The sequence below is a fragment of the Streptomyces sp. CA-249302 genome, assembly GCF_050936785.1.
Taxonomy (GTDB): domain Bacteria; phylum Actinomycetota; class Actinomycetes; order Streptomycetales; family Streptomycetaceae; genus Streptomyces.
Genome location: NZ_JBNJMG010000001.1, coordinates 5,015,774 through 5,039,878 on the forward strand (window position 1 = coordinate 5,015,774; position 24,105 = coordinate 5,039,878).

Genomic DNA, 24,105 nt, shown 5'->3' on the forward strand with positions numbered 1-24,105 from the left:
GCATGGCCAGTGACCCGTGCGACGACATCATCGGCGAAGCGAAGAAGTACTGCGAACGAGGGACCTCAGGCGGTTCCTCCGACACCGGTGGCGTCCCCGGCACCGGCGGCATCACCGGCGGCGCCTCCGACCACGTCAAAGACCTCGCAAACAGCCTGATCAAGAAGATCGGTGACCTCATCTCGCCGAAGGATGCGTGGGCACCGTCTCGATCCGACAGCGTGCTGTACGAGCCGTTCCTGTGGCTCGGTCAGCACCTGGCGGTCGCCATCTTCGTGTGTGTCGTCGTCGTGTGTGGCCTGACCGCCTGGCAGGGCGCGCCCCGGCTGAAGCAGATGGGTGCGTCGACCGGATGGACCCTGGTGGCCGTGGCCGGCATGGCGTCCATCCCCGGGGCCGTCATGCTGCTCAACAAGGCGGTGAGCAGTGCGTTCACGGCCGCGTTCGACAGCAACGAGTCGACCCTGTTCGGCGCGATCAGTGATGACTTCCAGCACGGGACGGACGCGGGGAACCCGCTGGTGACCCTGCTGGTCATCTCCGCTCTCGTGGTCGTCCTCGCCTTTGCCGCGCTGGTGTTCATGACCCGCCAGATCGGCATCCTCGCGTTCGTGTGCATGGCCCCGCTGGTGCTGGCCTCGCTGGCCCGCGGGGGCGACACCACCGCGATCCGGGCATGGGCACAGCGGCTGCTGGGGCTGATGTTCGCCCCCTTCGCGCTGCTGCTGCTCTCCCCGTTCGTGGAGTTCGCGCACGGCTCGCTGGTCCTGGACACGCTCCTGCTCATCGCCGCGGACGTCCTGATGCTGCGGATGATCTTCCACGGTGTGCCGTACTTCGGGCCCAAGGTGGCCCGCGCCACCCGCGGTTGGGTGGAACGCCGTACCCCCAGCCCCCTGGTCCATGCACTCGTGCGGGCCGGTGCACCCGACGTCTACGAAAGGGAGAACGCCCCGCGCGGCCCGCGCACCGTCGACACCCCCGGCCGCGCCATCTCCAAGGACCGCGGCGTCCTGTTCGCCGCCTACGGCATCAACACCCCCGACCGGTCCGGACGGCTGACCACCCAGTCCGCCGTCGCGAAGGAACGGCGGGAGGCGAGCGAAAGCGCCACCCGCCGCCAGCAACTGCGGGAGGTACGCCAGCAGTACCGGACCACTCCCCGGCCGCCGACGACGGCCCCCGCCGGCCCGCCGAACAATCCCGCCACGCGTCGGCGGCCGGTAACCCAACCGTCGGCACCGGGCCAGATGCCCACCCCGTAAGAGCCGGTCCCTGGCCCCGGCGCTCTCTCCGCTCCTGCCACCCGGCGGCAGGAGAAAGCGCCGGGGCCAGGCCGTTTCCGACTTCTGGAGGTTGTTTCCCGTGTACTCCCTGACCCCCGGCTACCGCATCCCCGCCGTGCAGCGCGGCCTCAGCCGCGCCGAAGCCCTGCTGACCAAGGTGAACGCCGGGCTCGGGAGCGCCGCCCTCATGTCCGCGATGATCACCCCACCCCCGGCCTGGACGTTCGCCGCCGTCGGCGCCACCGCCGCCGTCCTCAACCTCGCCCCCGGACCACGCTCCCTCGCCCGCTGGACGGCCGTCGGCTACCGACATGTCCGTGAGCGCAGCGCACCCGACGCGATCGCCGCCCACCCGGGCGCGACCACGACGTGGGCGCTGTACCCGGACCACGGCACCATGCAGGACCCGCACCGCCGGGCGGGCTTCCACGACGCGTTCGCCCGCGCCCTCACCTTCGCCGGCGAGCAGGCCCGCACCGCGGGCGTCCAGGTCCACGTCACCCACCACACCACCACCGGCGACTACACCGACCACACCCAGACCATCACCGTCCACGTCCCCAAAGGACTGATCGCCCACCCCACCCGGATCCTCGACAGCCTTCAAGCCGAGTTCGCCAGACTCGGAGCACTGACCCCCATCGAGCCGAAGCCGCTGCCCGCCGTGAGCAAACGCGGCCCGGGGTGGGCGGGGCTGGACGACGGCCGGTACGCGGCGACCGCCCGGATCACCTCGTGGCCGGAGGAGACGGACGGCGACCTCATGCCCCGACTCCTGCTCGGACCCGGCCCCGACCGCTCCCTCGCCGTCCTGTACCGGCCGCTGCCCACGGGTCTGTCGCGCCGGTCGGCGAAGTGGCAGCGCGCCGCCTCCGAAGCCTTCACCGCCGACAAGGTGAAAGCCGACACCCAGGACATCGCCAGCGGCACCACCCACGGCGCACTCGTCCACGGAGCCACCCTCGTGGACCTGGACGCCTACCTCACCGTCTTCGGCGACAGCCCCGAGAGCGTCACGGAAGCGCGCTGGCAGGCCTCCCTTGCTGCCGACCGGCACCGCATCCGCCTCGACTGGCTGCCCGGCCAGCAGCACCGCGCGCACGTGATGACCACCCCGCACGGAGCCTCCACCCGGAAAGGAGCCATCCTGTGATCCGACTGCCCACCACCCACGCCGCGATCACCGCCCCGCTGGTCGCCTCCAACACCCGCTTCCCCGGCATCCCGATCGGCCGCTCCCTGCTGGACGGACGCGCCTTCCACCTCTCGCCCGTCCAGACCTCCGCCGCACTCCTGCCTTCGACCAACTCGCTCGCGCTGGGCGGTCTCGGCTCCGGCAAGTCGACGACGGCGAAGAAGCGAATCCGCCGCGAGATCCTGGAGAACGGCCACCAGGCCGTCGTCATCGACTCCTTCGGCGAGGACAACACCGGCGAGTGGGCGCCGCTCGCGCGCTCGCTGGGCGGCCGGGTCATCGAGGCCGGCACCTTCACCCTCAACCCGGTCAGCACCCTCTTCCCGCCCGAGGTCCGCGAACAGCTCGTGCGCTCGCTGATCCTGGCCGTGGAGCCCGGAGCGCTCACCCACCAGGCCACCCACGCCCTGCAACACGCCCTCAACCACCCCAAGGCCACCTCGCTCAACGGCCTGGTCGACGCCCTGATCAGCCCGGAAAACGGCCGCTGGCCGGCCGCCAAGCTGACCGAGTGGGGCGAGGGCGCCGCGATCGGCCTCTCCCGCTACACCGAAGGATCCCTGCGCGGCCTGTTCGACGGCCCCGAAGCGAGCCTGCCCGAGACGGACCTGCCGATCATCTCCTTCGACTTCTCCCACCTGGATCGCAACTCCCCGGCGATCCCCTCCCTGATGGCCGCGGTCAGCTGCTGGGCAGAGCACGTGTGGCTGCGCCAGTCCACCGCCGTGCACAAGCACCTGGTGCTGGAGGAGGCGTGGCAGATCCTGCTGTCACCGGCCACCTCCGAGCTGATCCAGCGGCTACTGAAGAACAGCCGGAAGGCGGGGCTGTCGCTGGACGTGCTCATGCACACCCTGTCCGACCTCGGGGAAGGCAAGGCCCGCGACCTGGCCCGGCTGTGCGAGATCGCCCACGTCGGACGCCTGGGTCCCGAAGAAGCCGCCGCCGTGGGCGCGCTGCTCGGACTGCCCGCCTGGGCAGTCGAGAAGATCCCCACCCTGGATCCGGGCCAGGCGGTGTGGAAGGTCGGCCCGGACTACGCCGACATCATCCAGACCGTCCTCAGCGAGGACGAAGCAGCGCTCACCGACACCTCGGCACGACGCCGCCTGGCACAGCAGACCCTCACCGTCGAACAGGACACCACCAGGGCGACCGAGCTCGTCATGGAGGCGGGCGAGGACACCGGCGCCGTGGTCGACCCGATCGAGGACCTGCACGCCGACTTCACGACGGACGACGGCACGTGGGACTGGGAGGCGCTGCCGCCCAACGTCATCGGGCCGGAGCGCTTCGACCTCGCCCGGCACGAGCGCGTCCTCCAAGCCGCGATCGAGGGCCGGTTCGGCGAAGCCGCGGAACTGGCAGCCGTCTACGAGCGCGAGGACATCACCGCCCACGGCCTCAACTCCACTCAGGCGCTCGCCTGGTTGGAGACCCGGGCACAAGTGGCGGATCTGCGCGGGGAGCACGGACAGGCGGTGCAGCTGCGCGCTACCGTCGCCCGCATGGGCAACGACGCTGAGTGGTTCGAGAAGAACGACAGCACGTCCCCGACCTGGCACAGCGTTCCCCCGCAGCCTGCCCCCGACCCGACACCGGACGACGAACAACCGGCCCGGACGCGTCGGCGGACCTGGCCCTACGTCGCCGCCGTCGCCACCCTGTCCATCGCAGCCGTCGGTGTGTGGCAGAACGGCCAGAACGAACACCACACGCAGGAACGCCAGCAGAAAGCCGCCGCCTACAAGGGCCGCTCGGGCGCAGCGCTCACCCTCGATGGCGTCAAGGCCGACGTCGTGGCGCACTGGACGACCGACCGGGACAACGTCATCGTCGAACTGCGCTCCTACTTCGACAAAAACGCCAAGTACCTGCGGATCGACGGGGCAGGCGAGAGCGCCCAAAGCACTCTGGGAAACGACCGCTGGTTCCCCAAGACCCCGGAAATCAAGCTCCCGGTGACCGATCCCCTCGCCGACGTCACGGTCCACGTGGCAATCGGCGGACGCACCTGGAAGGAAGGCTCCCGGGCCGTTTCCCAGACGATCCGGCTGTCCCCGACCGGCATCGCCTACGACGCAGAGAGCGGCGAGAAACTCCCCTCCGACCTCTGACACCCGCCCGCCGCTGAGGGCCTGCACCCCCGAAGGGTGCGGGCCCTCACGCGTGCTCGCTCCCGGACGCTCCGTCCAGCCCTCGCCCACCGCCCGGCGCGACGAGCGAGGACTGAACAGGCCGCCCGGCCGTCCCGCACCGCCCCCCCCGAGAGCAAAGGAGATCCCGATGATGCACTTCAGCACCGGCGGCAGCGGCTTCCCCTGGCGGCGCTTGCTGTACCCGTTCGCCATCGTCGGCGCGTTCGTCGTCGGCGTCTGGGGACTGGTCGCCGCCCTGGTCTGGCTGCTGAGCGCCGTCGCCCACACCGCCACCGTCATAGCCGGAGCCGCCGGACCCATCGGCGTCGGCGGAATCACCCTCAAACTCTTCAGCTCAAAGCGCTGACCTGCACAAAGGAGGCTCATGTTCGAGATCCGCGTCATCTGCGAGCCGACCGAGGCCGACCGCGTCAGCCAGACCCTGGCCGCCGCGTTCGACACCGGCCCCGCACGTCAGTACCCCACCCGCGACGGCAAGCACACCCGCCTCTACTTCACCGCCGACCACCGCACCGCCACCCACGAAAGCGAGTGACCATGTCCTTCGGACAGACCCCCATCACCATCATCGGCAACCTGACCGCCGACCCGGAACTGAAGTTCACCGCCTCCGGCCAAGCCCTGGCCAAGTTCACCGTCGCTTCCACCCCGCGCGCCTTCGACCGCGAGGCCAACCAGTGGAAGGACGGCACGTCCACCTTCTTCCGCTGCGCCGCCTGGCGCGCGCTGGCCGAACACGTCGCGGAATCCCTCGGCAAGGGCTCGCGGGTGGTGCTGTCCGGCCGGATCCGCCAGCACGACTGGCAGACCCCCGAGGGCGACAACCGCTCCATGCTCGCTGTCGAGGTCGACGAGATCGGCGCCTCTCTGCGCTTCACCACCGTCACGATCAACGCCAAGCGCGCGGGCGGCAACAGCGGCGCCGCCGGGTCCGGCGACCCGTGGAACACCGGGGACAACCGGCCCGAAGCGGGCAACGAGCCCCCGTTCTAGGTCGGCCCGGGGCGGCCATCGTCTCGCCTAAGTCCGTGGCCGCCCCGGCTCCCTTGTCCTGACCACAGAAACAGGAGAGCCGTTGCTGTTCTACCTGACCACCCACAAACGGCACTGGATCAAGCTCACCGACGTGCCGCTGTTCCTGAAGTCCGAGCACTTCGTCGCAGCGGCCAAGCTCTACCCGGCGCTCGGTCCGTACGCGGTCGACTCCGGCGGCTTCATGGAGCTCAAAGACAAAGGAACCTGGACCCGCCCGCCCCGCCAGTACGTGCAGGACCTGCGCCGCATCTGGGAGCACGTCGGCCCCTACGACTGGGCAGCCCCACAGGACTGGATGTGCGAGGAAGCCATCATCGAGGGCGGTTGGTTCGGCGGGCAGTACTTCGTCGGCACCCACCTCAGCGTGCAAGAGCACCAACGCCGCACGGTGAACAACTTCCTCGAACTGCGCTCCCTCGCCCCCGATTTGCGCATCGCACCCGTCCTTCAGGGCCGTGAAGTCGACGACTACGAGTGGTGCGTTGAGCTGTACGAGAAGGCCGGCGTCGACCTGCGAGCGGAACCCATCGTCGGTCTCGGCTCGGTGTGCCGGTTGCAGTCCACCCGCAAGGGCGCCGCGATCGTCACCGCCATGGCCGCACACGGCTTCAAGCTGCACGGCTTCGGTTTCAAGACCCTCGGTCTGGCCCGCGTCGGGCATCTGCTGGCGTCCTCCGACTCCGCGGCCTGGAGCTCCCACGCTCGCTACCGGCCGCCCCTGCCCGGGCACACGCACAAGAACTGCGCCAACTGCCTGCCCTACGCGCTGCGCTGGCGCTCCCGCGTCCTGGGTGCGCTGCCCACCTGGCAGCAACCCGCCCTGGACGCGGCCTGATCGCCCGGAGCGGCCACCGTCTCGCCAAAGTCCGTGGCCGCCCCGGCTCCCTTGTCCTGACCACAGAACAGGAGAACCTCCAGCATGCCCCAACCCAACCCCGCCGCGCTGCTGACGGCAGCGCTGAACGCCGCTGCGCGGGACTGGCGCGTCCACCCGCTCGTGCCCGGCGGCAAGGCATCCGCTCTGCACGGCGAACGCCGCTGCCTGCGCACGGACGGCTGCGCCGACGGGCACGTGAAGTGGGAACAGCGCGCCACCACCGACCCCGACCGCATCCGCGAGGCATGGTCGGTGGACGCGTTCAACGTGGGCATCGCCACCGGCCCCTCCCACCTGGTCGTCGTCGACCTCGACGTGCCCAAGGACAAGAACGGGAAGGGCAGTTCGGACGCGCCTGACGGCGCGACGACCTTCCTGGCGCTCTGCGAGCGCGCCGGACAGCCCTGGCCCGCCACCTACACGGTGCGGACGCCCTCCGGCGGCATGCACCTGTACTTCACCACCCCACCCGGCATCCGACTGCCCTGCACCGCCCGCACCGTGGCGCCCAACGTCGACACCCGCGCATGGGGCGGCAACATCGTCGCCGCGGGCAGCACCACCCCACAGGGCGTCTACGAGGTCAGTGACGACCACCCGGTTGTCGTCCTGCCTGGGTGGCTGTCGCAGCGTCTCCAGACCACCCCCAAGCCCGCTACTGTGCCCGCCCCGTTGCTCATCCCGGGCCAGGCCACCCGCCGCGCCACGGCGGCCCTGGAACGCGAGACGGCCGCCGTCCGCACCACCTCGGAGGGCGGCCGGAACAACCGGCTCTTGGCGGGCGCCCGCTCCCTTGGACGGTTCGTCGCCTGGGGCGAGATCACCCGAGACGCGGTCGAGGAGGCTTTTCAGGCGGCCGGCGAGACGGCCGGACTGCCACCGGCCGAGTGCCGCACCACCATCCGCAGCGCCCTGGACTGGTCCATCCGCACGTGCCGACCGAGGGAGGCCGCGTGAGCCTCCGCCCCGTGCCTGAAAAGCCTCACCCGCCCACACCGGACCGTCCGCGCCTGACTGCGGCCATCCCCGACGGTGGCCGTGGCACGAAGGACGACGGCCGCCAGGCCGTCCTTTCATCCCTTCCCCCCGGCCAGCACCCCAGTGCCCCGCCCACCGGTGACGGGCGCTTCCCCGTGGCCTGGCTCACCATCTGCGCACCGCGCGGCACCACCCCGACCGCCACGTCGACGTGCCTGTGCGGCAGAGACCGCAGCGCCGTCGGCCACCGCAAGGTCCACGCGCTGATCGCCGACCACGAAACCCACCGCGACGAATGCCCGCTCCGCACCACCCAGGAAAGGAGGAACGCCGCATGACCAGCGCCAAGCCGCCCGCACCGTCCATCGACGGCGCGGCCCTGCTCGATGAGGTCGAAGCGTTCCACCGCCGCTTCAACATCTTCCCCACCGAAGCCGCCTACGTCGCCGTCACCCTGTGGGACGCGCACGCCCACCTGATCGACTCCTTCGACGGCACCGCCCGTCTGGCCTTCCTGTCCCCGGAACCCGGATCGGGCAAGTCCCGCGCGCTGGAAATCGTGGAGACGCTGACACCTCACGCGGCCACCATCGTCAACGCGTCCGCCAACGCCCTGTTCCGGCTGGTAGAGGCAGGAGGCGGGACACCGACGGTGCTGTTCGACGAGATCGACACCGTGTTCGGGCCCAAGGCCGGCGGCAACGAAGAGGTCCGCGGGTTCCTCAACTCCGGCTACCGGCGCGGCGCCAAGTCCCTGCGCTGCGTCGGCGACGGCTCGAACCAGAACACGGAGTGGTTCTCCTCGTTCTGCGCGGTCGCCATGGCCGGACTCGGCTCCCTGCCGGACACGATCCTGACCCGCTCGGTCATCATCCGCATGCGCAAGAAGGCCCCCAACGAGCACGCCGAGCCCTACCGGCGCCGCGTCCACGAGAAGCAGGGCCACGCCCTGCGCGACCGGCTCGCCAAGTGGGCCGACACCATCAAGGACGACGTCGCCGCGGCCTGGCCCGAGATGCCCGACGGGGTCTCCGACCGGCCCGCCGACGTATGGGAACCGCTCCTGGCGGTCGCCGACGCGGCCGGCGGGCACTGGCCCGAACGCGCCCGCGCCGCCTGCGTCGTGCTCATCAAGGCCGCATCCCAGGGCGGCGAGGCATCGCTGGGAGTGCGACTGCTGACCGACCTGCGTGACCGCGTGTACTGCGGCGCCGACCGCATGCCCACCGCCGCCATCCTGGAAGTCCTGCTCGGACTCGACGACGCCCCGTGGGCCGACATGAGCGAGGACGGACAGAACATCAAGCCGCTCACCGCGCGCGCCCTGTCCAGACTCCTGAGCCAGTACGTGCGCCCCGACAACACCCCCATCAAGCCCCGCGGTATCCGGGTAGGAAGCGGCACCCCCAAGGGCTACTACGCGGAAGACCTCAGCGACGCCTGGAACCGCTACTGCCCCCCGCCCCCCGAGAAATCCGCAACATCCGCAACGTCCGCAACACCGCAGGTCAACGAGGGTGAATCTGTGGCGGATACCCCTTCCGCAAGCCGCCACACGTCCGCGGAAACCGACACGCGCCAACTCCGCATCGCGGGCTGACCAGCAGTAACCCACCGTGCCGCCGCGCGCCCCGCGCGGCGGCACCGATCCGCAACACAACCGGCATCCGCCACAAATCCAAGCCGCTGACCAGCGATGTTGCGGCGTGGCGGATGTTGCGGATTCCCAGAAGGCCCGAGAACCGACCGCACCCCGAGCGAGGAGACATCTCGGATGAGTGACGCCATTGCCGACCTGAGCAAGTCCCTCGGAATTCCCCTCACGCGGCTCCTCTACACCCCCGAGGAAGCCGCCGAGGTGCTGAGCTTCGGCCGCTCCACCGTCTACGAGCTGATGGCCGAAGGGGTCCTGAAGTACGTCAAGCGCGGACGCTCGCGTCGCATACGCCGCGCCGACCTTGAGGCCTACGTGAACGGCCTCGAACCCGTCGCCAACTGACCGAAGCACAAGCGCAATTGGGGAGGCCCCCGGACCTGTGTCCGGGGGCCTCCCCTGCATGGAGGAGTGCATGGGTACCAGAAACCCGAACATGGAGTCGTCCATCTATCTCGGTAGCGACGGCTGGTGGCACGGTCGCGTCACCATGGGCGTCAAGGACGACGGCAGCCCCGACCGGCGCCACCGCCGGGCGCGGACCGAGGCGGAAATCAAGCGCAAGGTCCGCGAGTTGGAGGAACTCCGCGACAAGGGACGCGCGCCCAAGGCCGGCCGCAAGCCGACCGTTGAGCAGTGGATGACCACCTACCTCACGGACATCGCGTCCCTGAAGCTCAAGCCGCGCTCGCTGGACGACTACTGGTCCAAGACCAGGAACGACATCGTCCCCGGCATCGGCAAGCACCGCCTCGACAAGCTTCAGCCGGAGCACTTGGAGCGGATGTACCGCGTCATGCTCGATGAGGGACACGCGCCCTCCCACGTGCTCAAGGTGCACCGCATCCTGTCGCGCGCCCTGAAAATCGCCCACCGCCGCCGCCTCATCGTGGAGAACGTGGCCACCCTCGTGGACCCGCCTTCGGTCGACGAGACCGAGGCGAACCCGTTCACGACGGAGGAAGCCAAGGCGTTCCTGGAAGCCGCCGCCAAGCGCCCCACCTTCATGCGGTGGTGCGTCGGCGTCGGCATGGGCTTCCGCCAGGGCGAGACGCTCGGTCTGCGGTGGCCGTACGTCGACCTCGACAACGAACTGTTCCACCCGCACTGGCAGCTCCAGCGCCTCACCTGGCGGCACGGCTGCAAGGACCCGCACGCGTGCGGCGCCAAGCGTCACCGGTTCGAGCCTTGCCCACCCGACTGCAAGAGGCACAAGAGCTACAAGCGGGGCTGCCCAAAGCCCTGCCCCCAGGGCTGTACGAGCCACGCCCGTGCGTGCCCGGACCGAAAGGGCGGCGGACTGGTCTTCACCCGTCCCAAGACCAAGAAGAGCCGCAACGCGGTACCGATCCCGCCGCCGTTCATCCCCTACCTGCGCGAGCACCAGGCGCAGCAGCAGGAAGTGCGTGCCGAGGCAGGAGACGCCTGGGAGGAACACAAGCTGGTCTTCACCCGCCCCGACGGTCGCCCCCTCGACCCGCGCCAGGACTGGCAGGAGTTCAAGGAGCTGCTCGCGGAAGCCGGGATCGACGACCGGCGCCTGTACGACGGCAGCCGTCATACGGCCGGCACGATCCTGAACGAGCTCGGGGTGGACATGCCCACGATCATGGAGATCCTTCGCCACACCCAGATCAGCCAGACCCGGCGGTACGTCAAGGGCAGATCCCACCTCTCGAAGGACGCCATGCGCCGCATGGGAGACGCCTTCATGCCCGGCCCGGAACCTCAGCCGGAACCCCCGACTGAGACCAAGAGTGAGACCACCGACAGCCGCACGGCCCGCCGCCGTCGGCGTCGCCGACTCCGCTAAGCAGAAAACCCCAGGTCAGATAGTCTCTGGCCTGGGGTGTAGCGGAGCCCCCTGTCGGATTCGAACCGACGACCTACGCATTACAAGTGCGTTGCTCTGGCCATCTGAGCTAAGGAGGCCTGCACGCGCGCGCGGCGGCGTGCCCGTGCAGTGTACCCAGGCCCCGGGGACACCCTGTCGAAAATTTCCGCGAAGTTCACATGCCGTGAGGTACTGACAGACCGGGAAACGCCAGGTACCGTCCTGACCCAGTTCGCTCATGTGGACTACACCAACCACCTTCCTACAACGGATCGTCCGGCACGTTCCTGCCGGTAGAAGGGGGCCCTTCACCATGGCCACTGTTTCGTTCGACAAGGCGACCCGGATCTACCCGGGCACCGAGAAGCCCGCCGTCGACGGTCTGGAGATCGAGGTCGGGGACGGCGAGTTCCTCGTCCTCGTCGGTCCGTCCGGCTGCGGCAAGTCCACCTCGCTCCGCATGCTCGCGGGGCTCGAGGACGTGAACGCCGGCGCCATCCGCATCGGTGAGCGCGACGTCACGCACCTGCCGCCGAAGGACCGGGACATCGCCATGGTGTTCCAGAACTACGCGCTGTACCCGCACATGACCGTCGCCGACAACATGGGCTTCGCCCTCAAGATCGCCGGCGTCAACAAGGCGGAGATCCGCAAGAAGGTCGAAGAGGCCGCCAAGATCCTCGACCTCACCGAGTACCTGGACCGCAAGCCGAAGGCGCTCTCCGGCGGTCAGCGCCAGCGTGTCGCCATGGGTCGCGCCATCGTGCGTGAGCCGCAGGTCTTCCTCATGGACGAGCCGCTGTCCAACCTGGACGCCAAGCTCCGTGTGTCCACGCGTACGCAGATCGCCTCGCTTCAGCGCCGTCTCGGCATCACCACCGTCTACGTCACCCACGACCAGGTCGAGGCCATGACGATGGGCGACCGGGTCGCCGTCCTCAAGGACGGTCTGCTCCAGCAGGTCGACTCACCGCGCAACATGTACGACCGGCCCGCCAACCTCTTCGTCGCCGGCTTCATCGGCTCCCCGGCCATGAACCTGGTCGAGGTCCCGATCACCGACGGCGGCGTGAAGTTCGGCAACAGCGTCGTCCCGGTCAACCGCGAGGCCCTGAAGACCGCGACGGACAAGGGCGACAAGACGGTCACCGTCGGTGTCCGCCCGGAGCACTTCGACATCGTCGAGGAGAACGGCGGCGCCGCCTCGTCCCTGACGAAGGACACCGAGGACAAGCCGGCCGGTCTCGCGGTCTCGGTGAACGTCGTCGAGGAGCTCGGCGCCGACGGCTACGTCTACGGCACCGCCGAGGTCGGCGGCGAGACCAAGGACCTCGTCGTCCGCGTCGAGGGCCGCCGGGTCCCGGAGAAGGGCTCCACGCTGCACGTGGTGCCGCGGCCGGGCGAGACCCACGTGTTCTCGACCTCCACCGGCGAGCGCCTCACCGACTGACGTCAGCACAAAGCCACCAACCCGGGTGAATTCACCCAGGTTGACGAGAAGGGCCCCGCAACCTGCCGCGGGGCCCTTTTCGTTGTCGACAAATACCCCGGCAGACCGGTCATTTCGAGCGTTGTACGTCAACGCGGTACCCCAGAAGAGGCACCAGTTCATCCCCCGAACCGGTGACTAAATGTCGCCAAATCATTACCGGGCGCTACCCTCACTCGCGTGAAGCACTCCACTAACCAACAGACGCGACGCGGCCGGGGCCCCGCCCGCCGGATCGGCCGCACCCTCGCCCTCGTCCTGCCCGTCGTCCTGGTGCTCTCCGGGACCCTCGCGGTCACCCGGGTCAACTGGACGGGAAACCCGTCCGGCTCGGTGCTCACCGCCTCCGACGCGATCGACGACGCCAAGGGCGCCGCCACGGCGGTCCACCGCGCACCGCAGGACGTGCTGCGCGACCAGCTGCTGTCCGAGCTCCAGGAGGACGACCCCGGCGTCGTCCTCACGCACCTCCAGCAGGCCGTGGCCGAGCGGCCGTCGCTCGCCGGGCACTGCGCGTCCATCGCCCGCGCCCTGGGCCGCGCCGCGGTCCGGGTCTACGGGCCGTCCAAGGCACAGTCGTACGCCCGTCCCGTCTGCGACACGGCCTTCGCCTCGGGCGTCGCCGCGGCGCACAGCTGAGAGCACCCACCCGCCCTCCTTCGACCCGGCCCGGATTCGGCCGGGGTCGGAGGAGGGTAACGGCTGATTAAGGATCGGTTGCCGGATCCGGTGGCGCACAGGACGCGCCGTACAGTTCGGGTCATGACCGATCCGAACGCCGCATCCCGCCCCGTTCAAGCCGTCGTCCTGGCCGGGGGCCAGGGCTCGCGGCTGCGCCCGTACACCGACGACCGCCCCAAGCCGATGGTCGAGATCCCCGGCACGGGGACGCCGATCATCGGCCACCAGCTCGCCTGGCTGGCCGAGGAGGGTGTGACGGACGTGGTGGTCAGCTGCGGGCATCTCGCCGAGGTGCTCCAGGACTGGCTGAAGTCGGCGGACCTGCCGTTGGGGGTCACGACGGTCGTGGAGACCGAGCCGCTGGGCCGCGGTGGCGGCCTCAAGTACGCGGCCTCGCACCTCCCCCACCCCGACAAGCCCTGGTACGCCACCAACGGCGACATCTGGACCCGCTTCTCGCTGCGGGACATGGCCGACTTCCACACGGAGCGGGACGCGGTGGCGACACTCGCCCTGGCGCGTCCGCGGATCCCCTGGGGCGCCGTCAAGACGGACGGCTTCGGGCACATCACCGACTTCATCGAGGCACCGCCGTCGCCCTTCGAGATCAACGCGGGCGTGTACGTCTTCTCGCCCGAGTTCGCCGGTCTGCTCCCCGAGCGCGGTGACCACGAGCGCACCACCTTCCCCCACCTGGCCCGGGAACGCCGCCTGGCGGGCTTCCCGCTGCCCCAGGGGGCCTACTGGCGGGCCATCGACACGGCGAAGGACCTGACGGAGGCCGCGAAGGAACTGGCGGCCCTGGGACGCTGAGAGCCGTTCCGGCACCGAAGACCTTTTCCCGTACGACTTTCCCGTACGACCAAGGGGTCCCGCACATCGACTGTGCGGGACCCCTTCGTATGGGCCGTACGTCTCTCAGCCGGTGGGCTTGCCCAGAATGTCGCCCACCGGCTTGGTTACCCCAACAGGCCGCCCACCAGGCCCGGTTGGCCGGAGGAGCCTCCGGAGCCGGTGCCGCCTGTCGAGCCGGTGCCTCCCGTGGAGCCGCCGGACGTGGGGCCCGAGGTGGTGCTGGGGGCGCCGCCGGCCGGGGAGGACTGCTGCGGCGGGGCCTGGCCCGCGCTGCCCTGCGTCTGGCTGGGGGCGCCGCCGGTCGCCGTGGCCGCGCCCGGGGTGGTCGCCGCGCCGGACGGCGAGGCGCCGGCGGTGGCGCCCTGGGTGGGCGAGTCGGCGGCGGACGGGGACGCCTTGTGGCGCTTGCCGGGCTCCTGCGGGAGCGGGGAGCCGGGGAGTTCGTTGCGCGGGGCCTCGCCGGGCCCGGGCACGACCACGCGGTCCGCGTCGCGGACGGCGCCGCCGAGCAGCGAGCCGATGAGGAGGGTGAGGCCGGTGACGATGGCCGTGATGAGGGCGCCGCGGCGCAGCACGTAGCTGCGCAGGTCCCAGATGTCGGCGCGGGGTCCGAGCCGACGCCAGGCGCTGCCCGCGAGGCGGCCGTCCACGGAGTAGACGGGGGCGCCGGCGATGATCAGCGGGGACCAGGCGGCGAGGTAGATGATGTCGGGGGCGTCGTAGGCGGGGACGGTCTTCCAGCTGACGGTGACGATGAGCGCGGCGGAGAGCAGCGCGCCGAAGACGGCGGCGACCCGCTGCCAGCAGCCGAGGACCGTGAGGACGCCGACGACGACCTGCGCGAAGGCGATGACGAGACCGGAGCCGACGGGGTGGTGCAGGGCGAACTGGCGCAGTGGCTCGGCGACTTCCCACGGGTGCAGGGTGTTGAGCCACTTGACCATGGAGCCGCGCTTGCCGCCGTCGAAGTAGACGGGGTCGCAGAGCTTGCCCATGCCGGCGTAGATGGAGATGAAGCCGAGGAAGATGCGCAGCGGGAGCAGGACGACGCCGAGGTTCATCCGGCGGCCGGGGTAGTAGGCGTGCCGGGCCGGGTCCTCGCCGTGCCGCCTGGCGGTCCGGCCCTCGCCGTCCTGCCCGTCCGCGTCGAAGTCCTCGAACTCCTCGGCGCCGTAGGCCTGTTCCTCGTCGTAGGCGCTGCCGACGGTGCGCATGTTCGGGAGGAGGCGGGTGCCGTCGTGGGTGCGCTGGGCGCCGACGACCGGGGTCTCGACGGTCTGGTCCAGCTCGTCGTAGATCTCGTCGTAGCTGCCGCCGGCGACCTCGACGCGCGGGATGACCTGGGTGGCTCCGGCGTCGGCGGACGGGTCCTCGCCGTGCCGGACGCTGCCGCCGCGCACGGCCTGGAGCAGGCGGTGGGCGCCGGTGTCGTCGGGCGCGGACTTGCCGCTCCACACGACGGGCCGGCGGCGGGCGGCGCCCGCTGCGGGCATCCGGCCGGGATCCTCGGTGGCGGTCAGGTTCCGTGCGATCCGCGGCGACCGGGCACGCGTCGACGCGCCGAGCTGCACGCGGAAGCTCGCATGATTGACGATGACCTGCGCCGGATCGCTCGGCACCTTCACCATGCTCAGCGCGGGAGCGTCGTCGAGCCCGGAGTCGAATCCGGAACCGAATCCGGGGTTGAATCCCGGCGAGCGGCCGCCCGTGGGTGTGCGGGGTGTTCTGGTGTCCACACTCATCTAACCGAGTGACGTGTGTTTAAGACACTGCTTTGACCTGCCGGATGTGTCCGGACCCCGTCAAGCTTGTCCGGGACACCCGGATTGACCCGTACGAGTGAGGATGGGCACGCGTGTTCAGCCCCGTCGGCGCGCCGCCTCGTAGAGCACGATCCCCGCCGCCACACCGGCGTTGAGCGACTCGGCGCCGCCCGGCATCGGGATCCGGACCCGGTAGTCGCAGGACCCCTCTTGACCGCCGCTCTCGCACGCTCCGCGCTTCGAGCGGCTGCGCCGGCCTCCGACCGGCGGGCTCCGCCTGCCTACGCCGATGGCTCTCAGGCCCGCCGTCGAGCCGCCTCATACAGGACGATCCCGGCCGCCACACCGGCGTTCAGCGACTCCGCCCCGCCCGGCATCGGGATCCGGACCCGGTAGTCGCAGGTCTCGCCGACCAGGCGGGACAGGCCCTTGCCCTCGCTGCCGACCACGATGACGACCGGGCCGCCCAGGGCCTCCAGGTCGCCGATCTCGTGCTCGCCGTCGGCGGCGAGGCCGACGACCACGATGCCCGCCTTCTGGTACGCCTCCAGGGCACGGGTCAGGTTCGTGGCGCGGGCGACGGGCGTACGGGCGGCGGTGCCGGCGGACGTCTTCCAGGCACCGGCGGTCATGCCGGCCGCGCGCCGCTCGGGCACGACGACGCCGTGGCCGCCGAAGGCCGACACGGAGCGGACGACCGCGCCGAGGTTGCGCGGGTCGGTGACGCCGTCGAGGGCGACGATGAGGGGGTCCTCGCCGTCGTCGTAGGCGGCGTTCGCCAGGTCCTCGGGGTGGGCGTACTCGTACGGCGGGACCTGGAGGACCAGGCCCTGGTGGTTGAGCCCGTTGGTCATGCGGTCGAGCTCGGGGCGGGGGGCCTCCATGAGGTTGATCCCGCCGCGCTCGGCGGCGAGCTGGAGGGCCTCGCGGACGCGCTCGTCGTTGTCGATGAACTGCTGGACGTAGAGGGTGGAGGCGGGCACGCCCTCGCGCAGCGCCTCGACGACCGGGTTGCGGCCGACGACCAGTTCGGAGGTGGACTTGCCGCCGCGGCCGCGGGGCGTGGGACGCCGTACCGCCTGCTTCGCCTTGGCGTTGGCGACACGGTTCTTCTTGTGGCCCTTGCGCATCTCGGCGGGCGGGGTCGGACCCTTGCCCTCCAGGCCCTTGCGCCGCTGGCCGCCACTGCCGACCTGCGCGCCCTTCTTGCCGGACATGCGGCGGTTGTTGGTGGCCATGACCTACCTGTCTTCGTGAGTTCCGTACGTACGTCTTATGCAGTGTGCCGCCCGGAAGGCCGGGCGGCACAGTCGATCTTCGGTGACCCGGGGGCGGGTCAGCGTGGGCCGAGGCTCCAGCGCGGGCCCTGCGGGCCGTCCTCGATGCTGAGGCCGGACTGGTTGAGCTGGTCGCGGATGGCGTCCGCGGTGGCCCAGTCCTTGCGGCCGCGGGCGGCCTCGCGCTGGTCGAGGACCATGCGGACCAGGGTGTCGACGACGCCGTGCAGGTCTTCGCCGCGGTCGGCCTCGCCGGCCCAGTGCGGGTCGAGGGGGTCGAGCCCGAGGACGGCGAGCATGGCGCGCACCTCGGCGAGGCGGGCCACGGCGGCTTCCTTGTCGTCGGCGGCCAGCGCGCTGTTGCCCTGGCGGACCGTGGTGTGCACGATCGCCAGCGCCTGCGGCACGCCCAGGTCGTCGTCCATCGCCTCGGCGAAGGCGGGCGGCACCTCGGCGGAGGGCTCGACGGCGCCGGCCTTCTCGACCACGCGCTGCATGAAGCCCTCGATCCGCGCGAACGCCGACTCGGCCTCGCGCAGGGCGTCCTCGCTGTACTCGATCATCGAGCGGTAGTGCGGGGTGCCGAGGTAGTAGCGCAGCACGATGGGCCGCCAGGTCTTGACCATCTCGCTCACGAGCACGCTGTTGCCGAGCGACTTCGACATCTTGTCGCCCGCCATGGTCACCCAGGCGTTGTGCACCCAGTACCGCGCGAACTCGTCGCCGAAGGCCTTGGCCTGGGCGATCTCGTTCTCGTGGTGCGGGAAGATCAGGTCGAGGCCGCCGCCGTGGATGTCGAAGGCGGAGCCCAGGTACTTGTGCGCCATCGCCGAGCACTCCAGGTGCCAGCCGGGACGGCCGCGGCCCCACGGGGTCGCCCAGGTCGGCTCACCCGGCTTGGCTGACTTCCACAGGGCGAAGTCGCGCGGGTCCCGCTTGCCGGCCTCGCCGTCGCCGGCGGGCAGCAGCTTGTCGAGGTCCTGCCGGGACAGCTCCAGATAGCCCGGGAAGGAGCGCACGTCGAAGTAGACGTTGCCCTCCGCCGCGTAGGCGTGACCGCGCTCGATGAGGCCCTGCATCATCTCGACCATCTCGGTCACGTGCCCGGTGGCACGCGGCTCGTAGGTCGGGGGCAGGCAGCCGAGCGCGGTGTAGCCGTCGTTGAACGCCCGCTCGTTCTCGTACCCGATCGACCACCACGGGCGGCCCTGCTCGGCCGACTTCGCGATGATCTTGTCGTCGATGTCCGTGACGTTCCTGATGAACGTCACGTCGTAGCCGCGGTATTCGAACCAGCGGCGCATGATGTCGAAGTTGAGGCCCGAGCGGATGTGCCCGATGTGCGGGGCCGCCTGCACGGTGGCACCACAGAGGTAGATCGAGACACAGCCCGCGGTGAGCGGGGCGAAGTCACGGATCTGCCGGGCGTTGGTGTCGTACAGGCGAATAGTCACGAGACCTAGGGTAGTGGGCGGAACGGGGTGCGTGGAGCACTCCCTTTGTTTAGCCGGTGCGCACGACCAACGCCGTCGCCACCGCCATCAGGCCCTCTCCCCGACCGGGGAATCCGAGCCCGTCCGTGGTCGCCCCCGACACCGACACCGGTGCCCCGGCCGCCTCGGAGAGCAGCTTCTGTGCCTCGTCCCGGCGCCTGCCGATCTTCGGGCGAGGTCCCACGACCTGTACGGCGATGTTGCCGATGCGGAAGCCGGCCTCGCGGACGATGCGGGCGGCCTCCGTCAGGAGCGTGACGCCGGATGCTCCGGACCACTCGGGGCGGCCCGTGCCGAAGTGCTGTCCGAGGTCACCGAGCCCGGCAGCGGAGAAGAGCGCGTTGCAGGCCGCGTGGGCCACGACGTCCGCGTCGGAGTGGCCGGCCAGGCCAGGGCCCTCGCCCTCCCACTTCAGGCCGGCGCACCACAGCTCGCGGCCCTCCTCGAAGGCGTGGATGTCGGTGCCGATGCCGACCTGGGGCAGCACCATCGGGCTCTCAGAAGCCATCGTTCAGCCTCCTGCGGGCCAGGACCGCCTCGGCGAGGACGAGGTCCAGCGGGCGGGTGACCTTGAAGGCCTCCTCGTGGCCGGGCACCAGCAGGACCGTGTGCCCGAGCCTCTCGACCATGCTCGCGTCGTCGGTGACGTCCTCGGTGACCTCTTCGTGGGCGCGGACCAGCGTGGCCCGGTCGAAGCCCTGCGGGGTCTGTACGGCGCGGAGGCGGGCGCGGACCGGGGTGGCGACGACGGGCTCGGGCTCGCCGGGGGTCGCCGCGGGCTCGACCTCCTTGACGGTGTCCGCGAGCGGCAGCGCGGGCACCACGGCCGGCGCACCCTCCCGTACCGCCTCGATCACGGCGTCCACGGTGTCCACCGGGACGAGCGGCCGGGCGGCGTCGTGGACCAGCACGATGTCGTAGTCGGGCGGCAGCGCGTCGAGGCCGAGCTTCACGGACTCCTGACGGGACTCACCGCCCGGGACCACGAGGAAGTCGGTCCGCTCGGGCAGCGCGTGCGCGTCGAGGAGCGACTTGACCTCGGGGGCGCCGTCGGGCGGGGCCACGACGACGACCAGGGAGACGGCGCGGGACGCGGCCATCGCGCGCACCGCGTGGATGAGCATGGGGGTGCCTCCCAGCGCACGGAGCGCCTTGGGGGCGCCCGGACCGAGGCGTACGCCCCGGCCGGCGGCCGGAATCACGGCTGCTGTGCGCAGTTCCGAAGGCGAAGGGCGCGAATCGTCAGACATCGGTTCCTGTCAGGTTTGTGTGCTCGGCCTACGTGGGTATGGCCAGGAGAGTGCCGGGCGCGACGCCCCGACCGGACCCTTCCGTGACGCCGGTCGCGCCAGCTGCCCGGGCCCGGCACGCCAAGTATCGGGGGTTTCCCCGAGGGATCGCGTGCGTACGGCGTCCGAGTACGAACATGCCGCAGCGCCCGGCGACAGTGGAGATGTCATCGGGCACCGCGGCATTTCGATGTACTGAGTGCTGAGCGGGCGGATGCCTGCGTCAGTGGTTCAGGACGCGAGAACCTCGTCGAGCAGGGCCTCGGCCTTGTCCTCGTTCGTGTTCTCCGCGAGGGCGAGTTCGCTCACCAGGATCTGGCGGGCCTTGGCGAGCATCCGCTTCTCACCCGCGGACAGTCCGCGCTCGCGCTCACGACGCCACAGGTCACGGACGACTTCCGCGACCTTGATGACATCGCCGGAGGCGAGCTTCTCCAGGTTTGCCTTGTATCGACGCGACCAGTTCGTGGGCTCCTCGGCGTACGGCGCGCGCAGCACCTCGAAGACCCGGTCCAGCCCGTCCTGACCGACCACATCACGTACGCCGACGAACTCCGCATTGTCCGCTGGCACACGTACCGTCAGGTCACCCTGGGCGACCTTCAGCACCAAGTAGGTCTTGTCCACGCCTTTGATCTGGCGAGTTTCGATGGCCTCGATCAGCGCGGCCCCGTGATGGGGATAGACCACGGTGTCGCCAACCTTGAACGTCATGTGACAGGTACCCCTTCCGTGGCTATCCAGGGTAACACGGAAACTGCGGTTCCTGAATGGCGTTTTCGCAGGTCAGGGCATATCTCGGGGCTTGACAACAGCAACACGAACGTGCTTCGCACACCCAGTGGAGGAAGGTATTCGCAGGTCGGAGCGGCTCTCCGGGGGAGGTGAAACGCGTACGTTACACACATCCGGAGGCCCCTCCAAGTGGACGAACGTCCACATATGTCTGGTTCCAGGTGTGCGACTTCCGCTACTCCGTTCGATGGCCCGAGTGACTTCCGCGCCGAATCCGGAATTGATCACCGACGGCCGGCTGCGGGGGCGCGTGATCCATTTTCGGAAGGGCCGTGCATTCCTTCACGGAAATTTTGCGCGGCGCCGCCCGATGTATGCGCGAAGGTCTTATGTGAATGCCGGACGAGTGCCCGCGTCACCCTCCTGCTGAGGGAAGCCGGGGGCTTGGGGGAGGGTCGGGTGCGGCGCGGCGGGAACGGCTCGGTAACCTAAGGCCGCTGACAGACACTTAGGGCGGCTTCACGAGTCGCCACGCTCGAGTCAAGGAGTTGCCGCCGCCGTGAGCAGCAGCCTTCGACGCGGTGCCCTCGCCGCCTCCGCCATCGCGTTCTCGATCTCCTCGCTCGCCGCGTGCGCTGCCGGGAGCGACGCCCAGACGCTGCAGGTCAAGCCGGACAACGCGGCCGCCACGGTCGGCGACATCAAGGTCCAGAACGCGGTGGTCATCACCCAGCCCGACCTCGAGTCGACGGGGCCCGCCGCGATCGCCGCGACCCTGTTCAACAACGGGGACACCGCTCAGACCCTGGACTCCATCACCGTGCCCGGCACCGGCAAGACCGCCGAGCTGAAGCCGGCCAAGGGCAGCGGTCCGCTGACCGTCCCGGCGCACGGCTCGCTGGTGATCGGCGGCAAGGGCAACGCCTCCGCCGCGCTGCCGAGCAGCCGTGAGGCCGTGCAGGACGGCAACGCGCAGAAGATCACCTTCACCTTCAGCAGCACGGGTGACGTGAGCCTGCGCGCCTTCGTGGTGCCGGCCGCCAGCTACTTCGAGAAGTGGGGCCCGAGCGAGATCCCGTCGGCCACCCCCTCCGCCACCCCGAAGCCGGGCAAGACCGGCGCCACGGGCTCCGCGAGCCCGAGCAACTCGGCGTCCACCTCGACCTCGGGCACCCCGACGGACGCGGCCTCCGCGAGCGCGACGACCGGCTGAGCAGTCGTAACGCCGAAGGGCGGGACCTCACGAGGAGGTCCCGCCCTTCGGCGTATGACGCCTTCGGTTTACGGCTCGAACTTGTAGCCGAGACCACGCACCGTCACCAGGTACCGCGGCGCGCCCGGGTCCGGCTCGAACACCCTCTTCGACGCACCCCTCGCACCGCTGCGCGGGCTTCGGAGTGCTGCGCCGGACTCCGTCCGTCGGCTCTCGCAGGCCCGCTCCTACGGCTCGAACTTGTACCCCAGCCCCCGGACCGTCACCAGGTACCGCGGCGCGCCCGGGTCCGGCTCGATCTTTGCGCGCAGGCGCTTGACGTGGACGTCGAGGGTCTTGGTGTCGCCGACGTAGTCGGCGCCCCAGACCCGGTCGATGAGCTGCATGCGGGTCAGTACGCGGCCCGCGTTGCGCAGGAGCATCTCCAGCAGGTCGAACTCCTTGAGGGGCAGGTCGACCTTGGAGCCGGAGACCGTGACCACGTGGCGATCCACGTCCATGCGGACCGGACCTGCTTCGAGGGCGGCGGGGGTGACCTCCTCGGGCTCGCCGCGGCGGCGCAGGACGGCCCGGATACGGGCGACCAGTTCGCGGGACGAGAAGGGCTTGGTGACGTAGTCATCGGCTCCTATTTCCAGGCCGACGACCTTGTCGATCTCGCTGTCCTTGGCGGTCACCATGATCACTGGGACGTTGGAACGGCCGCGCAGCTGGCGGCAGACCTCCGTGCCGGGCAGCCCCGGCAGCATCAGGTCGAGGAGCACGAGGTCGGCGCCGTTGCGCTCGAACTCGTCGAGTCCGTCGGGGCCCGTGGTCGCGACGGCGACCTCGAAACCCTCTTTACGGAGCATGTACGACAGGGCGTCGGAGAAGGACTCCTCGTCCTCGACGACAAGCACTCGGGTCACGGAAGGACCTCCGGGGCGGGAAGCGGTTCGTATGAATCGGGGTTGGATTCGCCGGCCTCGTCGTCGAGGTCGTCGAGGTCGGGGTGCTGCAGTGCGCGGTCGCGGGCCGCACCCGCCTCCGGCAGCCTCAGGGTGAACGTGGAGCCCTGGCCTTCGGCGCTCCACACCGTGACCTCCCCGCCGTGCGAGGCGGCCACGTGCTTGACGATCGCCAGCCCCAGACCCGTGCCGCCGGTGGCACGGGAGCGAGCGGGGTCGACGCGGTAGAAGCGCTCGAAGACGCGCTCCTTGTCCTTCTCGGAGATGCCGATGCCCTGGTCGGTCACGGCGACCTCCACGTAGTCGCCGCCGGGCACGGTCACCCGGCGGGCGGCTATGCCCACCCGGGTGCGGGCCGGCGAGTAGTTGACGGCGTTCTCGACGAGGTTGCCGAGGGCGGCGGCGAGCTGGCCGCGGTTGCCCCAGACGTGCAGGTCGGCGGTGCCGCCGGCGGCCATGGTGATCTGCTTGGCGCCCGCCTGGTGGCGGCAGCGGTCGATGGCTTCGGCGACCAGCTCGTCCACCCGGACCGGCTCGGCGTCCTCCAGCGGGTCGTCGTTCTGCACCCGGGAGAGGTCGATGAGCTCCTGCACCAGGTTGGTCAGGCGCGTGGCCTCTATCTGCATCCGCCCGGCGAAGCGCTCGACGGCCTCCGGGTCGTCGGAGGCGTCCATGACGGCCTCGGAGAGCAGGGAGAGCGCGCCGACCGGGGTCTTCAGCTCATGGCTCACGTTCGCGACGAAGTCGCGGCGTACCGCTTCGATACGGCGGGCCTCGGTGAGGTCCTCGACCAGGAGCAGCACAAGGCGGGAGCCGAGCGGTGCCACGCGCGCGGACACGGCGAGGGCCTCGCCCCGCCCGGTCCCGCGCCTCGGCAGGTCCAGCTCCACCTGGCGTATCTCCCCGTCCCGCCTGGTGTCCCGCGCCATCTGCAGCATCGGCTCCACCGAGAGTCGGCCACCGCGGACCAGGCCCAGGGCGTACGCCGCGGAGCTGGCCTTGACGACGGCGTCGGCCTCGTCGAGGACCACCGCCGACGACCGGAGCACGGACAGGACGGTGTCCACACCCGGCGGAAGCACCGGGTCCGTATGCAGTGAGGTGCGGGTCGGGCGCTTCTGCTCCCGCTCGCTCCAGCGGAACGCCAGCATGGCGATGACGCCGGTGAGCACCCCGGCGATCGCTGCCGCTGCGGCGACCGCCGCGTTCACGTCCATGCAAACAGGTTAAGCAGGGGGTACGACATCCCCACAGCCGTCGAGGTGCGAGCTCGAACACTCGTCGCCCAGAGTTCACCTTGGAGCCAGTGATGGTTCATTTGAGGGGACGGAAACCGACGCGTTCC

At 70.4% G+C, this 24,105-nt stretch carries 25 protein-coding genes and 1 tRNA gene; 16 read left to right on the forward strand and 10 right to left on the reverse strand.

Features of this window, described 5'->3' with window-relative positions:
• The first annotated feature begins 2 nt into the window (after nucleotides 1-2).
• The 12 genes from ACQEWB_RS22400 (at nucleotide 3) to ACQEWB_RS22455 (ending at nucleotide 10,997) form a co-directional block, all read left to right on the forward strand.
• Entirely contained in the window at nucleotides 3-1,265 is a 1,263-nt protein-coding gene (locus ACQEWB_RS22400; protein ID WP_432833729.1) for a hypothetical protein, read from the forward strand.
• A gap of 100 nt (nucleotides 1,266-1,365) precedes the next feature.
• Complete coding sequence (locus tag ACQEWB_RS22405) at nucleotides 1,366-2,439, forward strand: hypothetical protein (RefSeq protein ID WP_432833731.1); 1,074 nt, start codon at nucleotides 1,366-1,368, stop codon at nucleotides 2,437-2,439.
• Entirely contained in the window at nucleotides 2,436-4,598 is a 2,163-nt protein-coding gene (locus ACQEWB_RS22410) for a hypothetical protein (RefSeq protein WP_432833733.1), read from the forward strand. The genes ACQEWB_RS22405 and ACQEWB_RS22410 overlap by 4 nt, the downstream gene beginning before the upstream one ends.
• A gap of 169 nt (nucleotides 4,599-4,767) precedes the next feature.
• Entirely contained in the window at nucleotides 4,768-4,986 is a 219-nt protein-coding gene (locus ACQEWB_RS22415; RefSeq protein WP_432833735.1) for a hypothetical protein, read from the forward strand.
• An 18-nt stretch (nucleotides 4,987-5,004) separates the two neighbouring features.
• The gene (locus tag ACQEWB_RS22420; protein WP_432833737.1) at nucleotides 5,005-5,175 is read left to right on the forward strand and encodes a hypothetical protein; all 171 of its coding nucleotides are present in this window, start codon (nucleotides 5,005-5,007) and stop codon (nucleotides 5,173-5,175) included.
• 2 nt (nucleotides 5,176-5,177) lie between these two features.
• Nucleotides 5,178-5,633, forward strand: coding sequence for a single-stranded DNA-binding protein (gene ssb / locus ACQEWB_RS22425; RefSeq protein ID WP_432833739.1), 456 nt, complete (start codon nucleotides 5,178-5,180; stop codon nucleotides 5,631-5,633).
• Nucleotides 5,634-5,715: 82 nt separating this feature from the next.
• Complete coding sequence (locus ACQEWB_RS22430; RefSeq protein WP_432833741.1) at nucleotides 5,716-6,510, forward strand: DUF7221 family queuine tRNA-ribosyltransferase-like protein; 795 nt, start codon at nucleotides 5,716-5,718, stop codon at nucleotides 6,508-6,510.
• Between the two features lie 84 nt (nucleotides 6,511-6,594).
• Nucleotides 6,595-7,509, forward strand: a complete 915-nt coding sequence (locus ACQEWB_RS22435) for a bifunctional DNA primase/polymerase (RefSeq protein ID WP_432833743.1) — start codon at nucleotides 6,595-6,597, stop codon at nucleotides 7,507-7,509.
• A gap of 176 nt (nucleotides 7,510-7,685) precedes the next feature.
• A complete protein-coding gene (locus ACQEWB_RS22440; protein ID WP_432833745.1) occupies nucleotides 7,686-7,868 on the forward strand; it encodes a hypothetical protein in 183 nt (60 codons plus the stop codon).
• On the forward strand, nucleotides 7,865-9,130 hold the full coding sequence (locus ACQEWB_RS22445; RefSeq protein WP_432833747.1) for a DUF3631 domain-containing protein: 1,266 nt from the start codon (nucleotides 7,865-7,867) through the stop codon (nucleotides 9,128-9,130). Before ACQEWB_RS22440 ends, ACQEWB_RS22445 begins: the two co-directional genes overlap by 4 nt.
• A gap of 174 nt (nucleotides 9,131-9,304) precedes the next feature.
• Nucleotides 9,305-9,529: a helix-turn-helix domain-containing protein gene (locus ACQEWB_RS22450; protein WP_432833749.1), complete on the forward strand. Its 225-nt coding sequence runs from the start codon at nucleotides 9,305-9,307 to the stop codon at nucleotides 9,527-9,529.
• 70 nt (nucleotides 9,530-9,599) lie between these two features.
• On the forward strand, nucleotides 9,600-10,997 hold the full coding sequence (locus ACQEWB_RS22455; RefSeq protein ID WP_432833751.1) for a tyrosine-type recombinase/integrase: 1,398 nt from the start codon (nucleotides 9,600-9,602) through the stop codon (nucleotides 10,995-10,997).
• 45 nt (nucleotides 10,998-11,042) lie between these two features.
• Here the strand turns inward: ACQEWB_RS22455 and ACQEWB_RS22460 are convergent.
• Nucleotides 11,043-11,116 (reverse strand) — tRNA-Thr (locus ACQEWB_RS22460).
• A gap of 215 nt (nucleotides 11,117-11,331) precedes the next feature.
• Here ACQEWB_RS22460 and ACQEWB_RS22465 point away from each other — a divergent pair.
• The 3 genes from ACQEWB_RS22465 (at nucleotide 11,332) to ACQEWB_RS22475 (ending at nucleotide 14,001) form a co-directional block, all read left to right on the forward strand.
• Nucleotides 11,332-12,468 (forward strand): ABC transporter ATP-binding protein, encoded by a 1,137-nt coding sequence (locus tag ACQEWB_RS22465; RefSeq protein WP_432833753.1) that lies wholly within the window; start codon nucleotides 11,332-11,334, stop codon nucleotides 12,466-12,468.
• 219 nt (nucleotides 12,469-12,687) lie between these two features.
• Nucleotides 12,688-13,146 (forward strand): hypothetical protein, encoded by a 459-nt coding sequence (locus ACQEWB_RS22470; protein ID WP_432833755.1) that lies wholly within the window; start codon nucleotides 12,688-12,690, stop codon nucleotides 13,144-13,146.
• A gap of 123 nt (nucleotides 13,147-13,269) precedes the next feature.
• Nucleotides 13,270-14,001 (forward strand): nucleotidyltransferase family protein, encoded by a 732-nt coding sequence (locus tag ACQEWB_RS22475; RefSeq protein ID WP_432833757.1) that lies wholly within the window; start codon nucleotides 13,270-13,272, stop codon nucleotides 13,999-14,001.
• 146 nt (nucleotides 14,002-14,147) lie between these two features.
• Here ACQEWB_RS22475 and ACQEWB_RS22480 read toward each other — a convergent pair whose 3' ends face one another.
• The 7 genes from ACQEWB_RS22480 to ACQEWB_RS22510 form a co-directional block, all read right to left on the reverse strand.
• On the reverse strand, nucleotides 14,148-15,785 hold the full coding sequence (locus tag ACQEWB_RS22480; protein ID WP_432833759.1) for a DoxX family membrane protein: 1,638 nt from the start codon (nucleotides 15,783-15,785) through the stop codon (nucleotides 14,148-14,150).
• Between the two features lie 117 nt (nucleotides 15,786-15,902).
• A complete protein-coding gene (locus tag ACQEWB_RS22485; RefSeq protein WP_432843945.1) occupies nucleotides 15,903-16,106 on the reverse strand; it encodes a TrmH family RNA methyltransferase in 204 nt (67 codons plus the stop codon).
• On the reverse strand, nucleotides 16,103-17,044 hold the full coding sequence (gene rlmB, locus ACQEWB_RS22490; RefSeq protein ID WP_432833761.1) for a 23S rRNA (guanosine(2251)-2'-O)-methyltransferase RlmB: 942 nt from the start codon (nucleotides 17,042-17,044) through the stop codon (nucleotides 16,103-16,105). Before rlmB ends, ACQEWB_RS22485 begins: the two co-directional genes overlap by 4 nt.
• A gap of 98 nt (nucleotides 17,045-17,142) precedes the next feature.
• Nucleotides 17,143-18,537, reverse strand: coding sequence for a cysteine--tRNA ligase (cysS, locus tag ACQEWB_RS22495; protein WP_432833763.1), 1,395 nt, complete (start codon nucleotides 18,535-18,537; stop codon nucleotides 17,143-17,145).
• Nucleotides 18,538-18,586: 49 nt separating this feature from the next.
• A complete protein-coding gene (ispF, locus tag ACQEWB_RS22500; RefSeq protein ID WP_432833765.1) occupies nucleotides 18,587-19,084 on the reverse strand; it encodes a 2-C-methyl-D-erythritol 2,4-cyclodiphosphate synthase in 498 nt (165 codons plus the stop codon).
• Nucleotides 19,074-19,826, reverse strand: coding sequence for a 2-C-methyl-D-erythritol 4-phosphate cytidylyltransferase (gene ispD, locus ACQEWB_RS22505; protein ID WP_432833767.1), 753 nt, complete (start codon nucleotides 19,824-19,826; stop codon nucleotides 19,074-19,076). Before ispD ends, ispF begins: the two co-directional genes overlap by 11 nt.
• Nucleotides 19,827-20,096: 270 nt before the next feature.
• Complete coding sequence (locus ACQEWB_RS22510; protein WP_003953493.1) at nucleotides 20,097-20,579, reverse strand: CarD family transcriptional regulator; 483 nt, start codon at nucleotides 20,577-20,579, stop codon at nucleotides 20,097-20,099.
• A 580-nt stretch (nucleotides 20,580-21,159) separates the two neighbouring features.
• On the opposite strand from ACQEWB_RS22510, the gene ACQEWB_RS22515 reads away from it, so the two are divergent.
• Nucleotides 21,160-21,813, forward strand: coding sequence for a DUF461 domain-containing protein (locus tag ACQEWB_RS22515; protein ID WP_432833770.1), 654 nt, complete (start codon nucleotides 21,160-21,162; stop codon nucleotides 21,811-21,813).
• Nucleotides 21,814-22,040: 227 nt separating this feature from the next.
• On the opposite strand, the gene ACQEWB_RS22520 is transcribed toward ACQEWB_RS22515, so the two are convergent.
• Together ACQEWB_RS22520 and ACQEWB_RS22525 are read right to left on the reverse strand one after the other, a co-directional pair.
• A complete protein-coding gene (locus ACQEWB_RS22520; protein WP_015659563.1) occupies nucleotides 22,041-22,721 on the reverse strand; it encodes a response regulator transcription factor in 681 nt (226 codons plus the stop codon).
• The gene (locus ACQEWB_RS22525) at nucleotides 22,718-23,977 is read right to left on the reverse strand and encodes a sensor histidine kinase (RefSeq protein WP_432833772.1); all 1,260 of its coding nucleotides are present in this window, start codon (nucleotides 23,975-23,977) and stop codon (nucleotides 22,718-22,720) included. The genes ACQEWB_RS22520 and ACQEWB_RS22525 overlap by 4 nt, the downstream gene beginning before the upstream one ends.
• Nucleotides 23,978-24,105 lie beyond the last annotated feature (128 nt).

What these genes read in the sequence shown, in the direction of transcription:
- ACQEWB_RS22400 (WP_432833729.1), top strand. Translation starts at nt 3, where the DNA reads ATGGCCAGTGACCCGTGCGACGACATCATCGGCGAAGCGAAGAAGTAC.
- ACQEWB_RS22415 (WP_432833735.1), top strand. Translation starts at nt 4,768, where the DNA reads ATGATGCACTTCAGCACCGGCGGCAGCGGCTTCCCCTGGCGGCGCTTG.
- ACQEWB_RS22445 (WP_432833747.1), top strand. Translation starts at nt 7,865, where the DNA reads ATGACCAGCGCCAAGCCGCCCGCACCGTCCATCGACGGCGCGGCCCTG.
- ACQEWB_RS22510 (WP_003953493.1), bottom strand. Translation starts at nt 20,579, where the DNA reads ATGACGTTCAAGGTTGGCGACACCGTGGTCTATCCCCATCACGGGGCC.
- ssb (WP_432833739.1), top strand. Translation starts at nt 5,178, where the DNA reads ATGTCCTTCGGACAGACCCCCATCACCATCATCGGCAACCTGACCGCC.
- ispF (WP_432833765.1), bottom strand. Translation starts at nt 19,084, where the DNA reads ATGGCTTCTGAGAGCCCGATGGTGCTGCCCCAGGTCGGCATCGGCACC.
- ACQEWB_RS22475 (WP_432833757.1), top strand. Translation starts at nt 13,270, where the DNA reads ATGACCGATCCGAACGCCGCATCCCGCCCCGTTCAAGCCGTCGTCCTG.
- ispD (WP_432833767.1), bottom strand. Translation starts at nt 19,826, where the DNA reads ATGTCTGACGATTCGCGCCCTTCGCCTTCGGAACTGCGCACAGCAGCC.
- ACQEWB_RS22480 (WP_432833759.1), bottom strand. Translation starts at nt 15,785, where the DNA reads ATGAGTGTGGACACCAGAACACCCCGCACACCCACGGGCGGCCGCTCG.
- ACQEWB_RS22455 (WP_432833751.1), top strand. Translation starts at nt 9,600, where the DNA reads ATGGGTACCAGAAACCCGAACATGGAGTCGTCCATCTATCTCGGTAGC.
- ACQEWB_RS22465 (WP_432833753.1), top strand. Translation starts at nt 11,332, where the DNA reads ATGGCCACTGTTTCGTTCGACAAGGCGACCCGGATCTACCCGGGCACC.
- ACQEWB_RS22420 (WP_432833737.1), top strand. Translation starts at nt 5,005, where the DNA reads ATGTTCGAGATCCGCGTCATCTGCGAGCCGACCGAGGCCGACCGCGTC.
- ACQEWB_RS22450 (WP_432833749.1), top strand. Translation starts at nt 9,305, where the DNA reads ATGAGTGACGCCATTGCCGACCTGAGCAAGTCCCTCGGAATTCCCCTC.
- ACQEWB_RS22525 (WP_432833772.1), bottom strand. Translation starts at nt 23,977, where the DNA reads ATGGACGTGAACGCGGCGGTCGCCGCAGCGGCAGCGATCGCCGGGGTG.
- ACQEWB_RS22435 (WP_432833743.1), top strand. Translation starts at nt 6,595, where the DNA reads ATGCCCCAACCCAACCCCGCCGCGCTGCTGACGGCAGCGCTGAACGCC.
- rlmB (WP_432833761.1), bottom strand. Translation starts at nt 17,044, where the DNA reads ATGGCCACCAACAACCGCCGCATGTCCGGCAAGAAGGGCGCGCAGGTC.